We start from the raw sequence: 13,395 nt of genomic DNA, 5'->3' as shown, positions 1-13,395 counted from the left end.
TGTTGAGCTTCGTGCAGAGACGGACCTGTTCGTAGCGGTATCTGCCTGTCCCTGTTCCGAAAGCGCCTGTAATGGATATGTTTGCACACCTATTGATGTGGAAATTATGAACTAGGGACATTCACCCACTTTTCCTCCTTCGCATAGTATGCTCCGAATGAATGGAAGGAGAGTGTTGACATGGTTAACTTAATCTCAAAAGACTGGTTTGAGAATCATCAAACGGATCTACCTGAATGGCAGCAGGATGCATTTCGTAAATTTGGTCAAATGATTAATGATCCGGACCAGATGTACCCTTGCATCCCCGGTCGTCTTGGTTTTATCTCGAATAGTCTACGATTCGGATTTGCTGCAGATCCTAGGTCGGAAGAAGCCATTAATAATGTCGCTAAGCTCTTGCAGCAATACGGCGAATGTTCGCGTGAAACGGGTAAATATGCCTCTCTAGTGGTGTTTTTCAATACACCTAACGAACTAGCCGATGGCTTCTCCATAGAAGACTATGAACAATTGTTTTGGTCGGTTTTAAGCCGGGGAAGCGCCAAAGATCAGGCCCCATGGCCTTCACATATTTCGTCAGATCCTACCCATCATACCTGGGAGTTCTGTTATAACGGGCATCCGTATTTCGCCTTTTGGGGGCCCCCTGCGACCGAGATTCGGAAGAGCCGACGGACTCCATGTTTTCTCATCACTTTCCAGCCTCGATGGGTTTTTGAAGAAATCAACGATTCGACCTCCTTTGGCCGGAATATGAAAAAGCTGATTCATCAGAAGTTAGTCGAGTACGACGGCGTTCCCGCGCTTCAATGATAAATAAAGTTTAGCAAGCAAAGAAAAACCAGTACGGGTTGATGAGACCGATACTGGTTTATTTTCAAATTAGTGTACAGTTCCTGGTCTATTATTAGGTGGCATTTGCGGCATTCCTTGTGCCGGAACGAAGGTGTTAAGCATTTTTTGCATATCGGAGGCTTCAAGCTGTGGAACTTGGTAGTAGGCATTTCTATTTTGATACAAGAAAATTTCATAGGCCATCTCGATAAAGTTCTGTACTTGAGAAGCCAATACACGACGCACAGCAGGGTTAGTCACCTCAACGGAAGTCATCGTCAATAGCGCAGCATGAGATTTCACAAGGCCTAGCATATGTGCGCTAATGCCCGCATCCTTCACATCAGCTAATGATTGATTCGGCTTTTTGGGCTGTGTAGGTTTGATACCGTAGATCGGCTGGGATAGGTTTCGGATCATATATGTCTCTGTTTCTTGACTAGGTTTTTGTCCTGTAGCAAAGCACTCTGCTGTTATGTTGTAATGGAAAAGCGTAAAGTTGTACTGACGATCCAAAATATCCAGAAGCTCGTTATCTTGGACGAATTGTCTGAAGATCATGAACTGGTCCAGCACATTAATCGTACAGGCCAACACCTCGTGCAAATCAAAGAGCTCATGCCCCCCATGATTCATGTTCTGCATGCCTTGTGTCATGCTATTATTTGGCGTTTGCTGCTGCATCTCGAAGTCTCCTTTAATGAATGGAATAGTAACTTCGATAATATGAGTTATGTTGAGCGATTTTATTCGTGTTGCAGCTAAAATACCCCCGGCAGGTTGCCGAGGGTGTGGTTATTTAAGATATGGCCTTCTACGCAGCAGCAACTAAGCTTTAGGTTTATCGCCATTGCTGCTATTCGCGGCTTTGGCAGCTTTGGCTGCAGCTAATAGACCTTTACTTTTATAAGGTTTTGGGGCACTCTTTGCTCTATTGGCACTAGCTTGCCACCGGTTCCAGCCTTTACTGTCTGTTCCTCTGCCGGTTCCGCCTTTACCCTTCGCTTTGCTCATGTATTCACTCCATTATGTTGATCTCTTTATTTTTTCAGTAACGATGCCCATGTGGTTTCAAGCCATTGATCGAAGTCAGACCCTTTGTCACCTTCGTACGTATCATATACGTCACTTCTGGTCTTCTGTAACTTCTCTTTAAACTCCTCAAACGTATGACCCTCAGGCAAGCTCTTCTTAATGCGCACAAAAACTTTACCCGCTCCTTTAATCAAATCACCTTTTTTTCTTGGCGGCAGCTGAACATCCTCACCAAATGCCCGGAGTTTGCGGTAGGCAGCCTCTTGAATGGGATATACAGCATCGCTGTTCATCATACGCGTTAGTATGTTAATGGTTTGTTGGTCGTTATATTGGCCTAATGCTTCAACGGCTTCTAGACGTTCTCTCCAATTGGAGGTACGGTTGGCCGATTTTTTTAGTTCCTCAAAATTGGAAGGTATTTCGTTTTTTAATTCGATGGTCAAATGATTCAAGCTCCTTCTGTCTGCTGTTATTAGATTGATGTTACACTTTTTTGATGTAGAGCGCCAACTTTTTGGTGATTATATTTAAAAACAGGATATCAAAGTACCATTTATACAGGATTTTATATATTTTATCATATTATACGGGTATCTCATTTTATCAACGATTTCAATAACCTCAATTTGAGGTGAATGAGATGTCCGATTTTTTAAGACTAGTTGGCGAGCGTTTAAGAATGGTTAGAAAGTTAAAGGGCTTAACACAAGATCAGTTGGCTGAAAGAACAGGCAAAGACAGTATGAGTAAATCGCACATTTCGGATATAGAAAGAGGTCAAAGGAATATTTCACTTCTTACGTTGGAAATTTTGATGAATGCTTTGGAAATTGATCCCAGCGAGTTGTTTAATTTCCAAAAGTTTGATGGTGTGGAAGAAATCCACAAGAAAAAGCTGATCCTTGATATTCACAAAAGTATGCTCATGGAGAGAGGGCTTGATGAGGTTAAGTATGTCGTTCGGACAACGAATGATTTCCTGGATACTATAGATGCCAAGGAGTCTGGTAGGAGGAATAAGAATAAATAAGTATATAAAAATAAAACCATGCCGCTCATCAAGAGCTTAGTATGGTTTTCCTTTGATTCAGGGCTGCAAACTTCGAAAGAACAGCTCAAAACTAACGGCCATTTGCGTATTAAGCTTATCGTCGCCCATCCCCATCCCCCAGGAAATTAATACTCCCATATAGGTTTGAATGGCTTGTTCAGCAATCATTTCTGCCGGGAAGGTCGAAGTGAATTCCCCCCGTTGTTGCGCTTCTATAATGAGAGGAATCAGGATCTGTTTGAGTTCTTCCAACATGCGCTGCTGATTCGATAATGACTTTTCATTGCCAAGATTACTTTGGAATACAGCACGAACAAGCTGTCTCGTATAAGGCACAATCCTTACAAATTCCATAAGAAATTCGCGAAGGTGCGGGAGAATGGGTCCACTTTTATCCTTCAACTTTACGAACTCTGTCGTTGCCCAGAATGCTTGGATATCACAGAACACATCTTCTTTGCATTCAAAATAGTTGAAGAAGGTTCCCTTCGCTACACCAGCCCGTTCCGTAATCAGATGAACCGTTGTCGCTTCATAACCATGCTCCGCAAATAGCTCGAGCGCTGTGTCCATTATTTTTTTGCGTGTGGCACGCTTTTTTTCCTCACGGTTCATAAGTTCATCTCCGTTGCTGTTGTGTAAGTGGTATGGATTCAAGTATAGAGGAAATGTAAAGTTTGTTCAACGAATATAATGACCAAAGGTCCAATATTTTATAATATAAGAACATAAATCGTTTCATTTCCAGTTAATCTAGTCGAAATAAATCAGATAAAACGCCTAATTATTAATTATGACCACGGGTCTAAAATTAAACTTGACCAACGGTCATATTTGGAGTATAACTACAAATAGAAAAGTTTTTAGAGGAACAATAGGAGGCCATATCTGTATGATTGAAAAATGGATTAGAGCATTAGCAAGGACAAAATGGCTCGTCTTACTTATTTGGTTAGCTGTAACCGTAGGCTCAGTATTCGTCTTACCTGATCTGGGGCAAATCGTAAGGCAGACCGAATCCAAATTCTTACCATCGGATGCCCAATCCGCACAAGCGCAGGCGATCATTGAACAGATGGACCCGAATCGAAAATCAAAGTCCAACGCGATTGTCGTCGCGCAGCGGGAAAACGGGCTAACCGAACAAGATCAAACCTGGATCAAAGGAAAATTAGCCGATCTGAAAAAAGATCAGGATGCCATGGGCATCGTCAGCATACTCTCTGCTTTCGATGATCCATCGCTCGCTCAGAAGTTTATTAGTAAAGATAATACGACTGAGCTCGTCATTGTCGAGTTTCCAAAACAGGTACAGCAAGCCTCAACGGCGGACAGTGTCAAGCTTTTAAAGGAAAAATTCAATGCTCCGCCAAGCGGAATGTCCATTGAATTCACAGGCAGTGCGCCTATCTTCTTGGATTACAATACATCCACCAATGAAGGACTGAAAAAGACAGAGATTCTTACTCTCGTCCTTGTCCTTGGTATCCTACTCTTTGTTTTTCGCTCTCCTGTCGCGCCATTCATTCCACTGCTTACGATCGGGATGGCTTTCATCCTGACACGCGGGCTTGTGGCGTTATTCAGTAAAGCGGGTATGCCTGTATCCTCTTTTACAGAGACATTCCTTATCGCCGTATTGTTCGGAGCCGGAACCGACTACTGCATCCTCTTGATTCACCGTTTCCGTGAAGAGCTGTCCAAGACAACCGATCGAGTAACCGCCTTACTGCGAACCATTCAAACAGTTGGCAAAACAGTGCTGTTCTCCGGGAGTACCGTACTCATTGCCTTCTACTTGATTGGATTCGCTAAATTCGGCCTATATCAATCAGCGGTTGGCGTGGCCATCGGTGTAGCGGTTACCTTAGTTGCTGCCGTAACGTTGACTCCGGCCTTAATGCTTATTCTCGGTCCAGCCATGTACTGGCCTGTGAAGGTGAAAAACGGTGCCGCGCACGGAGATTCCAAGCTTTGGGGAGCTATGGCACGATTAACAGCCAAGAGGCCGATTGCCGTTCTACTTGTATGTTTGCTTTTGCTAACTCCGTTCGTCTTTCTTTTCCAAGGGAATCGCTCCTTCGATGACTTAGCCGAGATCGATCCTAGTATCAGCGCGGTCAAAGGCTTTCGCGAGGTGGAAGCCAAGTTCAGCAGCGGCGAGGTTCTGCCAACAACGGTAGCAATTACTTCCACCAGCTCAATGCGAACACCCGAAGGGCTGGCCGCTATTGAGAAAGTGAGCCAAGCCGCTAGCCAAATCGCTAACGTTAAAGAAGTGCGTAGCGCTGCCAGACCGCTAGGCAAACAAATTGCGGAGCTTACCGTACCGAATCAGCTAGAGCAAACGAATAAAGGATTAACAGAGCTTCGCTCGGGGATTAATCAGGTCAATGACGGCTTGAAAAAAGCACAGTCGCAGATTGAAACCCAGGCCGGAGATATAACCAAACTAAGCCAAGGTGCCGAAGAAATTGCACAGAAGCTTACTGAGGTTCAAGGCGGACTGAAGCAAGTATCAGGCGGGATTGTACAGTCCGAACAAGGAGCTCAGCAGTTGGTGAAGGCATCTGGCCAATTAAAAGGAACAGCAGCTTCTATGGGGGACGATTTATCAAAACTCGTGCAAGAGTACCCTGAACTAGCAAAAAACAATACGTATCAGACATTAGTTGGCAAACAACAAGGTTTAACCGGTGGATTAGTTCAAACCGAAGCCGGCTTGCAACCTTTAGCTAAGGGTCTAGCTCAGCTGGCGCCTTCGGTTAACCAGATATCCGGCGGAATCGGGCAATTAGCCGATGGACAGAAGCAAGTAAGCGGTGGGATCGGGCAGCTAGAAAACGGACTAGGCCAATTTGCTTCCGGGCTTGGTGAAGGTACTAGCGCGTTAACAAAAGTGTCCGATGGGATTACTCAAGTTGTGGAAGCCCAAAAGGGTATTGCAGATAACAGTTCCAAGCAGATTGCGGGCTGGAATGTGCCGAAAGAAGTGCTGGAGCAGGCGGATTTCAAGAAGTCTTTGGACTTCTACATGTCCGAAGACGGCAAAATCGCCAAGCTCGAAGTCGTTCTTGCGATCAACCCTTACTCCAAGGAAGCTATGGGTAAGATGGATGAGCTTAAAGAAACGATCGCCACGAGCTTGAACGGCACGACGCTTTCGAAGGCCGATGTAAAGCTGGCCGGACAAACAGCAAATTATCATGAGTTGGACAGTATCTCGCAGAATGACTTTTACCGCACTGGAGGATTCGTGCTAATAGGGATCTACCTGGTTCTGGCTTTACTGCTTCGCTCCCTCCTCATGCCGCTGTATCTCCTGCTGTCGTTGGTTTTTAACTACTTAATCACAATGGGGATTGTAGAATTTATATTTGTCAAACTGTTAGGCTTTGAAGGTCTATCATGGACCGTGTCCTTCTTCATCTTCTTGATTATCGTAGCTCTGGGTGTGGATTACAGCATCTTCCTCATGGCTAGGTTCAAAGAGGAATATCGCCCAGGCCGCATCATCGAAGCGATGGGCAAGGCCATGACGACGACCGGCGGCGTTATCATGTCGGCTGCGCTCATCATGGGCGGCACGTTCGCGGCGCTCATGTTCTCCGGCGTAGACACGCTGCTGGAGCTCGGCGCCGGCATCTCCATCGGATTAGCCATTTACACGACCGTGTTCATGGGGCTAATCGTTCCCTCTTTGGCTGTCCTTTTCGGAGAAGCCAATTGGTGGCCCTTTCCACGCAAAACCTTTGCGGTAGTGGAGAAAGCTGCTGCATCCCGTGAATCGAGGGAAGCTGCTGTGCAGCATTAATGTTTAAAGCCTGAGGCGTGTGCCTCAGGCTTTTTGTTGGGTTTTTGCAGCAAAATGAGCATTATTGTATACTCAAGTGCTTTGGCATTTCTCTGCTAATCTTTCCGCCAAATCATAAATCTCATTGTTACTAGCAAGTACGTTTATCCAAGTCTCAGGAATAGAATGAATGCCATAAATAATCCCCGCTAACCCACCAGTCACAGCGCCCGTAGTATCCGTATCTTCTCCTAAATTTACCGCCTTTAAGACTGCTTCTGCATAGGTTTCACTGTTAAATAGACACCATAAACTAGCTTCTAAGGTATGAACCACGTAACCAGAAGAATGAATATCCTCTTCGGCGTAGTTAGTGACACTTTTATCTAAAATTGCTTTAAAATGTTCCAATTCCTGTTCATCTTTGTAATAATCTTTAACCGACGTTTGCATCTTCGTATAGCTTTCATCAAGGTCAAATCCATTCAAAAGATAACAGGCAAACTCCACATAGATTACACAAGCTATGATAGAACGTATATGCCGATGCGTGATCGAAGAAACAGCAGTAATAATTGGCACTTTTTCTTCGAAGGCTGTGTTTTTCAGAAAATAAGCAAGCGGCAGTATTCTCATCAACGAGCCATTACCATTGCTGTGCGCACCTGTCATTCCCGCTAAATCGGGACGAATAAGTTCATAACACAATGTATCTAACGCCATGCGAGTTGTATTTCCGATATCAAAGACCTCACCATAAGGAGTCCAATACCCTTTGTGATACCACTGCACACACTTATGCCCAATATCATAAATATCATAACCATTACACAGACTCTCCGCTAAGCAAAAGGTTAAGGAGCTATCATCCGACCATGTACCCGCTGGTTGATCATAGGTTCCATATCCAATCATATCTCGAATAGGATTCTCCTTCAGATAGGTTCTAGGATTAAATTCAACTGGCACACCTAAAGCATCCCCTACACATAGTCCGAACAACCCGGCTAGTACTTGATCTTTCACATACACTACCCCTCTCTTTTGTATGAGATTTATGAGGTTTTTCAGTGATTTGATAATTTCTTTTTGATATTATCATTATGACATTATTATATTTATTGTCAAGGGGTCTGGCAAATTAAAGCATACTTAAATTGCTATTTAGCTAGATATAGAATGTCAAAAGTCTACAAAACAAAACAACGACCAGCCCACACTAATGCGAACTGACCGCTGCTTCATTTGCTATTCATTATATTAGCCTCAATTTACGACAACACCCCTACAGTACTTACATACTGCTGCATCGATGGCAATTTCCTCGTTACAATAAGCGCACGACTTATGTGTTTGCAATTCAACTGACGGTTCCACTTTGCGCTTCTTCACATTCATATAAATCAATAAACCAACCACAACCACGACAACAGCCAACAACCAATAAACCATACCGAAACACCTCCTAGTTGATAAACAACTTCTGATGATTCCGTATAAGTATATTCGGTCATTCTTGTCCATTTGTCTTTGTTGTGAATAAGTTATTCCCTTACATCATCATGGTCCGTTCCCGTAATGACGGCATGCCAGTCTGCAATGTCTTTTTCAAACCTTGCCGTCTTCTCTCTATACATAGCCAGCGTGTCATTGCCTAGAGGCAAATGAACCGGAGGCTTTTCAGAATTGACCAATTTAATAAAAGCTTGAGCGAGTTTCTTGGGATCTCCAGGCTGTTTTTTATTAACTTGTGTTGCAAAGCTTCGCATTTCTCCCACTGTTCCTGCATAGTCATCGATAACATGAGCGGTTCTTATCAAAGATGTTGGATCTAGAAATTCCGTTCTAAAAAAGCCTGGTGCCACGACGGTTGCATAGATCCCTAGAGGAGCTAATTCCAAAGCCATGGACTCGGTAATGCCTTCAACAGCAAACTTGGTGGAACCATAAATCCCCCAGCCTACATACCCATTCAATCCGCCCACTGATGAAATATTGATGACATGTCCAGAGCGCTGCTTACGCATGTAGGGTAAAATTGCGCGGGTAACGTTTAGCAAGCCAAAAACATTAGCATCATAAATTTGTTTCACTTCTTCATACGAAGCTTCCTCAACTCCACTCAGCAATCCATATCCAGCATTGTTGACTAGCACGTCAATTCTTCCGAATTTGTCTACTGCATGTTTCGCTGCAGTTAAAGCTCGAGCTTCGTCCGTAACATCCAGCACGGTTACAAATAAGTTTTCGTTGTTATCAAACTGCGCGGCTAATTGTTCAGGCTTGCTGCGAACGGTAGCTACCACTTTGTTGCCCTCCGCTAAAGCAGCTTTTGTAATTTCCAACCCGAAGCCTCTGGAAGCGCCGGTGATGAACCATACTTTTTGTTTTGTCATTATTTGTTGTCTCCTTCTCATCGTCATTTTTTGAATTGAATAACTCATGACCCAAGATTAACACAACACTATTCCGTCCTACTTTTCCAAAAAGCCCAAAGTTTTTGTCCATATAGCTCAAATAAAAAATCCTAGCCCGGCGGGTGCCGAACTAAGATCTCTGTTAGCTTCTAGCTTAACTGTTGCTTGTAAGAGGAAGGGGTATAGCCAAAATGCTCTTTGAAAACCCTTGAAAAATGCGCAACATTCTCAAAACCCGTCGTAAAACAAACATCCGTAACTGACATGGCTGAATGAGTCAATAATTCTTTGGCCTTCTCCAAGCGCTTCTGCCGAATCCATAGGGATGGGGACGTGTTGTAAATCGTTTGAAAATCCCGTTTGAAGCTAGACAAGCTTCTACCTGACAAATAAGCCAAATCATTCACTGAAACAGGATTCAAGATATTTTGTTCCACGACGGTTGATATGTCAGATCGTACCTGCTGCTTCAATTGAAGTAATTGCTGCATGATATTTCCGTTGGCATGGCTAAGATCAAACAGTAATTCCAACAACTTAATCTTAATTAATCCGTCCTCGATGTTATCGGGTTCATTGAAATATGGTTTTAACGACCCTAAATAGCTTAACAATCGTTCACTTATCGGATTTACGAAAATAGGTACTAACGCTGTTGGCTTCGTAGATTGAATGTCCGCCATTTTTATAAAGTCTTTGAGCAATTCATCTTTTAGAAAAAACATCATGTACTCTAATAAGTAAGCCTGATTAGATTCGCCTGATTTTTCATACTCAATAACGATGGATTTTTGCATCAACACCATTTCATGCTTATGTGCAACGTACACCTGATCACCGTAACGTACCGTATAAGTGCCATTTAACACAAACATGAGAAGGTAGTCTTCTAAGAACAGAGACCCTTGTTTCCCTACCGTATTGGTGCAGGATTCAATAACTGTGAGTCCTTTGAGTTTCAAAACGCTCTGATTGAATGGCGATTCTGCTAAGCCTTGCGGTGCTTTTATTATTCTTTGGGTCACGCGTACCCTCCTAGGAATTTTGATTCAATTATAAGAATACGATTATTTCCTTATTGTAACAGTTTGATTAACCGAATGGGAACCATTGGAAAAGGTAGACATAAATAAATTGTATGAATCACAGATACTTTGAAGATCCAAGATATTATTATTGACCTCGTTGAGAATGATGATAAGGATGAAGAGCTGTTACGAAATAAGAACAAAAAAACCTAGAAGCGTCGCTGCTTCTAGGTTTTCTTTAGATGTGAATAACCAATCCGTCATACGCGACAACGACCCCAGCAGGTTTAAAGATCTCGTCGAATTCATGATGAAGCAGCTTGGAATTATGGCTAAAATGAGTGACGACGATGGGCGCGTCCGCTTTTAATATGTTTTCTTCACGAAACACACGCTGAGCCTCCAATACGGTTTCGATGCACATATGGTTCCGATCACGGGAACGTCCTGTGTACCCATGCGTGCAGTCGAGTATGGCGCAATCTACCTTGGCTCCCTTTAACCATTCCCACGTTGCTTCCGGGAACCAACCTGAATCATGTCCGTACAGTAGTTTCTTGCCGCCCCGCTCGATCACATACAATAAACATGTTTCCATTTTGTCATGATCTGCCAAAAGGGGTGTAACAAGTGCATCGCCCACTTCAATCGTCTGGAAGGGACGCAGCAAATGGAATGCGTAGCGTTCACCCTCAAAGCGGCCGATCGCAACACGTGTATGATGCATCACGGCATCATTCCCATAAATATGTAAGGGATGCTCCAGTCCGTGGGCAATCCCCTCCCTCCGGCATTCAAGATCATAGGCATTAAAATGATCAGAGTGCGTATGCGTGACAAGCAAGTGCTCAATTGCTTGATAGCGATCTGCTTATTCTGTTTCTTCATTTCAACGGTCGGAGTTGGCTCATTTACCTGGAAAATACCTTTGTTGTCAGAGCGCCATTTTGCTGTCCGGAAAGGAAGGTCCCCCTTCTCGGCAAACGGTAAACGAGTCCCTGCTGAACCAGTTGTTCAAGCGCCAGCTTGCTCGTCATCCGGCTAACGCCAAATAGCTTCGCAAGCTCCCCTTCCGAAGGGACTGGATCATGAGGTTGAAGCCTACGTCTTTGAATAATGTCTCTTACCTTTTCGGCAAGCTGCAGATAGAGTAGATTCGGCTTTGTTGGCATTTGTTCATATTTCATATAAGGACATCCCTCGTTTACTTATAAAAATCATGATTATCGATCGACGCATTATTAATGGTGATTAGCCCTTAATGCCCGTAAAGGTAATGCCTTGAATGAATGATTTCTGCAGAAAAAAGAATAGAATGATGATCGGCAGAATCATTAAGAAGGTAGCCGCCATAAGCAATCCCCACTCTGTGCTGATCTCGTTTTGAAATTGCTGCAGACCGAGAGACAATGTATATTGGCTAGGGTCGTTCAGATATAACAACGGACCCAAGAAATCGTTCCAACTACTCAAGACCTGGAACAACCCGGTCGCCCAAAACAGCCGGCATCGCCAATGGCAGCATAATGCGCCAGTAAATATGGAATTCCCCAGCCCAATCTATGCGTGCAGCCTGCTGCAGCTCCGAGCTTGCAACCAAGGGAACAAGTGTCGGTAGATAAAAGAGCGTACGGTAGATCGCGATTCCCCTTACTCTCGTGTTCAACAGCAGCGCCAGCCCAGTACTTAGGATGATACTTAACGGAACGAAGACAAGTGCGTAATACACGGTGTTGTAAATAGAGCTCCAAAACACTTTGTCCTGCATCAAGCTTTGATAATTCTGAAGGCCGACAAATTGTCCGGCCTTCAGTATGCTGTATGAGGTAAAACTGAGAAAGATGGAACTGACAAGCGGGTACAAATAAAAGAGCAGCAGACCCACTATCCAAGGGGTGATGAATAGCCAGCCGGGCGCGTATTTCAATTTGATCTGCAGTACTTTTGCTCGTGCATCAACCGTACCCTTTGAACATATTATTAAAATAAAACGCTTCCAATATTGCTGTCGTGGAGAATTTTGTAGGAGACATTTATAAATAAGGAGTTGATGTCCATGTTCAACCCAAAAGAATGGACCAAACAACTGAAATACATTCAAGGCGTTGTAAGAACTATCTACATTAACGAACACACTGGACTGCCAAAGCTAAGCAGCACTTTCACCAAAGAGCAGCAGAAAGAGTTAGAGCGTGAAGACAGAAAGTTATCGCTTTCGTAATTAGAATTATGTTCAGAGTGCCATTTCTCAAACGGAAAGGACGCTGCTGCAGCGCTCTTTTTTACACAGTGTTAGAAACTTCAAGTTCGAAAAAGAAAGAGGACCCCACTCGGAGTCCTCTTCTCTCTACCCTAGTACTTAACTACATTAATTATTAATCTAAATGAATACCAAAATGCTCTTGCAAAGCCGCTTTATACGCTTCCTCGGTCTCCGGAGTGAAAGTTCTTACACCCGAGGATGTAAAGATGCGAAACTCTCGACCCGCCAGCGTTTTCCGTCCCTCTAAGGTGCGCATGGCTACCATTGCATTTTGGGTAAAAATTGAGTCAGGGGCATTCTCACACCAGAAGCTCGCAAAGATATAATCCTTTGGCAGCTGAGGTTCCTCCGTAAACGAGTAAATGCGATTCCATTCCTTGTTCTTCTGTTCACAAAGCATCCAACCGTAATCTTCATCGCGCTCAAGACGGTAGCACTCTCCGCCTTGGTGCTGTTCAAGACCTTCGATCCATGCGATCGGCCTGCGAGGGACGATACCGCCTACTCCAACATCGCACAAATAAGTCGTGCCTTCTGCCTCTACCTTCAGGACGTGATGACGACGTTTCGGTGGCGAATTCGGCTCATCGCGCCAAAATCGAGCGACCAAGTCAGTGGCCGAATAGCCAAGTTCCCGCAGCAGCCAGCCGAATAAAGCATTCAACTCGAAACAGTACCCTCCGCGCCCACGTACGACAATCTTCTGATATACATCCTGAGGATCCAACGATAAAGCTTTGCGGTTCATAATGTCCAAATTTTCGTACGGAACCGTGTGCAGATGACACTCCTGCAGGTCAGCAAGCAGCTTTGCGCTGCCATCGAGCGAACCTTCAAAACCGATACGTTCCAGATAGGTCTGAATCTGACTATTTTTACTGAACATGTTGAACAACTCCATCCTTTGAGAGTCTCCCTAGTTGCTATAGTTTATTTCTTTTTTCATAGATAGACAAGTTCGTGAGATT

The 13,395-nt window shown here is 44.0% G+C and carries 18 protein-coding genes (1 of these 18 running past the window's edge); 5 read left to right on the top strand and 13 right to left on the bottom strand.

What is annotated here, in order from left to right:
- Positions 1-115: the 3' portion of a DUF1989 domain-containing protein gene (locus NYR53_RS04280; RefSeq protein ID WP_261304068.1), read on the top strand. It extends 278 nt beyond the left edge of the window; 115 of the gene's 393 nt are visible here — the last part of the coding sequence; its start codon lies off the left edge, out of view; it ends in the stop codon at positions 113-115.
- 65 nt (positions 116-180) lie between these two features.
- A complete protein-coding gene (locus tag NYR53_RS04275) occupies positions 181-816 on the top strand; it encodes a YqcI/YcgG family protein (RefSeq protein WP_261304067.1) in 636 nt (211 codons plus the stop codon).
- Between the two features lie 69 nt (positions 817-885).
- Here NYR53_RS04275 and NYR53_RS04270 read toward each other — a convergent pair whose 3' ends face one another.
- The 3 genes from NYR53_RS04270 to NYR53_RS04260 all read right to left on the bottom strand — a co-directional run bounded on the left by NYR53_RS04270 (position 886) and on the right by NYR53_RS04260 (position 2,318).
- Positions 886-1,521 carry a spore coat protein gene (locus tag NYR53_RS04270; protein ID WP_261304066.1) on the bottom strand — a complete coding sequence of 212 codons (636 nt, stop codon included), beginning with the start codon at positions 1,519-1,521 and terminating at the stop codon, positions 886-888.
- Between the two features lie 144 nt (positions 1,522-1,665).
- Positions 1,666-1,851, bottom strand: a complete 186-nt coding sequence (locus tag NYR53_RS04265) for a DUF3934 family protein (RefSeq protein WP_047685459.1) — start codon at positions 1,849-1,851, stop codon at positions 1,666-1,668.
- Between the two features lie 26 nt (positions 1,852-1,877).
- Entirely contained in the window at positions 1,878-2,318 is a 441-nt protein-coding gene (locus tag NYR53_RS04260; protein WP_437180129.1) for a HEAT repeat domain-containing protein, read from the bottom strand.
- 197 nt (positions 2,319-2,515) lie between these two features.
- Here NYR53_RS04260 and NYR53_RS04255 point away from each other — a divergent pair, with 197 nt between their 5' ends.
- Positions 2,516-2,905: a helix-turn-helix domain-containing protein gene (locus NYR53_RS04255; RefSeq protein ID WP_261304064.1), complete on the top strand. Its 390-nt coding sequence runs from the start codon at positions 2,516-2,518 to the stop codon at positions 2,903-2,905.
- A 57-nt stretch (positions 2,906-2,962) separates the two neighbouring features.
- On the opposite strand, the gene NYR53_RS04250 is transcribed toward NYR53_RS04255, so the two are convergent.
- Complete coding sequence (locus tag NYR53_RS04250; protein WP_261304063.1) at positions 2,963-3,541, bottom strand: TetR/AcrR family transcriptional regulator; 579 nt, start codon at positions 3,539-3,541, stop codon at positions 2,963-2,965.
- 277 nt (positions 3,542-3,818) lie between these two features.
- Between NYR53_RS04250 and NYR53_RS04245 the strand changes: the two genes are divergently transcribed.
- Positions 3,819-6,740, top strand: a complete 2,922-nt coding sequence (locus NYR53_RS04245) for an MMPL family transporter (RefSeq protein WP_261304062.1) — start codon at positions 3,819-3,821, stop codon at positions 6,738-6,740.
- Positions 6,741-6,812: 72 nt separating this feature from the next.
- On the opposite strand, the gene NYR53_RS04240 is transcribed toward NYR53_RS04245, so the two are convergent.
- The 8 genes from NYR53_RS04240 to NYR53_RS04205 all read right to left on the bottom strand — a co-directional run bounded on the left by NYR53_RS04240 (position 6,813) and on the right by NYR53_RS04205 (position 12,091).
- Positions 6,813-7,745, bottom strand: coding sequence for an ADP-ribosylglycohydrolase family protein (locus NYR53_RS04240; protein ID WP_261304061.1), 933 nt, complete (start codon positions 7,743-7,745; stop codon positions 6,813-6,815).
- Positions 7,746-7,985: 240 nt separating this feature from the next.
- Positions 7,986-8,171 carry a hypothetical protein gene (locus tag NYR53_RS04235; RefSeq protein ID WP_261304060.1) on the bottom strand — a complete coding sequence of 62 codons (186 nt, stop codon included), beginning with the start codon at positions 8,169-8,171 and terminating at the stop codon, positions 7,986-7,988.
- Between the two features lie 92 nt (positions 8,172-8,263).
- The gene (locus NYR53_RS04230; protein ID WP_261304059.1) at positions 8,264-9,115 is read right to left on the bottom strand and encodes an oxidoreductase; all 852 of its coding nucleotides are present in this window, start codon (positions 9,113-9,115) and stop codon (positions 8,264-8,266) included.
- 170 nt (positions 9,116-9,285) lie between these two features.
- Positions 9,286-10,161 carry a helix-turn-helix domain-containing protein gene (locus tag NYR53_RS04225; protein ID WP_261304058.1) on the bottom strand — a complete coding sequence of 292 codons (876 nt, stop codon included), beginning with the start codon at positions 10,159-10,161 and terminating at the stop codon, positions 9,286-9,288.
- A 241-nt stretch (positions 10,162-10,402) separates the two neighbouring features.
- Entirely contained in the window at positions 10,403-11,008 is a 606-nt protein-coding gene (locus NYR53_RS04220; RefSeq protein ID WP_261304057.1) for an MBL fold metallo-hydrolase, read from the bottom strand.
- A gap of 67 nt (positions 11,009-11,075) precedes the next feature.
- On the bottom strand, positions 11,076-11,351 hold the full coding sequence (locus NYR53_RS04215) for a GntR family transcriptional regulator (RefSeq protein WP_261304056.1): 276 nt from the start codon (positions 11,349-11,351) through the stop codon (positions 11,076-11,078).
- Between the two features lie 64 nt (positions 11,352-11,415).
- Positions 11,416-11,637: an ABC transporter permease family protein gene (locus tag NYR53_RS04210; RefSeq protein ID WP_261304055.1), complete on the bottom strand. Its 222-nt coding sequence runs from the start codon at positions 11,635-11,637 to the stop codon at positions 11,416-11,418.
- A complete protein-coding gene (locus NYR53_RS04205) occupies positions 11,630-12,091 on the bottom strand; it encodes a carbohydrate ABC transporter permease (protein ID WP_367618615.1) in 462 nt (153 codons plus the stop codon). The genes NYR53_RS04210 and NYR53_RS04205 overlap by 8 nt, the downstream gene beginning before the upstream one ends.
- Positions 12,092-12,220: 129 nt before the next feature.
- On the opposite strand from NYR53_RS04205, the gene NYR53_RS04200 reads away from it, so the two are divergent.
- Complete coding sequence (locus tag NYR53_RS04200; RefSeq protein WP_261306624.1) at positions 12,221-12,385, top strand: hypothetical protein; 165 nt, start codon at positions 12,221-12,223, stop codon at positions 12,383-12,385.
- A gap of 154 nt (positions 12,386-12,539) precedes the next feature.
- Here NYR53_RS04200 and NYR53_RS04195 read toward each other — a convergent pair whose 3' ends face one another.
- Positions 12,540-13,313, bottom strand: coding sequence for an arylamine N-acetyltransferase family protein (locus tag NYR53_RS04195; RefSeq protein WP_261304054.1), 774 nt, complete (start codon positions 13,311-13,313; stop codon positions 12,540-12,542).
- Between the last annotated feature and the right edge of the window lie 82 nt (positions 13,314-13,395).

Origin of the sequence: Paenibacillus andongensis, from assembly GCF_025369935.1 — a bacterium.
Taxonomy (GTDB): Bacteria; Bacillota; Bacilli; order Paenibacillales; family NBRC-103111; genus Paenibacillus_E; species Paenibacillus_E andongensis.
This window is presented reverse-complemented; position numbering and strand designations above follow the sequence as displayed.

Coding starts and splice junctions, on each gene's coding strand:
- NYR53_RS04195 (WP_261304054.1), bottom strand. CDS start 13,313: ATGTTCAGTAAAAATAGTCAGATTCAGACCTATCTGGAACGTATCGGT.
- NYR53_RS04270 (WP_261304066.1), bottom strand. CDS start 1,521: ATGCAGCAGCAAACGCCAAATAATAGCATGACACAAGGCATGCAGAAC.
- NYR53_RS04255 (WP_261304064.1), top strand. CDS start 2,516: ATGTCCGATTTTTTAAGACTAGTTGGCGAGCGTTTAAGAATGGTTAGA.
- NYR53_RS04215 (WP_261304056.1), bottom strand. CDS start 11,351: ATGAAATATGAACAAATGCCAACAAAGCCGAATCTACTCTATCTGCAG.
- NYR53_RS04265 (WP_047685459.1), bottom strand. CDS start 1,851: ATGAGCAAAGCGAAGGGTAAAGGCGGAACCGGCAGAGGAACAGACAGT.
- NYR53_RS04245 (WP_261304062.1), top strand. CDS start 3,819: ATGATTGAAAAATGGATTAGAGCATTAGCAAGGACAAAATGGCTCGTC.
- NYR53_RS04235 (WP_261304060.1), bottom strand. CDS start 8,171: ATGGTTTATTGGTTGTTGGCTGTTGTCGTGGTTGTGGTTGGTTTATTG.
- NYR53_RS04275 (WP_261304067.1), top strand. CDS start 181: ATGGTTAACTTAATCTCAAAAGACTGGTTTGAGAATCATCAAACGGAT.
- NYR53_RS04230 (WP_261304059.1), bottom strand. CDS start 9,115: ATGACAAAACAAAAAGTATGGTTCATCACCGGCGCTTCCAGAGGCTTC.
- NYR53_RS04250 (WP_261304063.1), bottom strand. CDS start 3,541: ATGAACCGTGAGGAAAAAAAGCGTGCCACACGCAAAAAAATAATGGAC.
- NYR53_RS04200 (WP_261306624.1), top strand. CDS start 12,221: ATGTTCAACCCAAAAGAATGGACCAAACAACTGAAATACATTCAAGGC.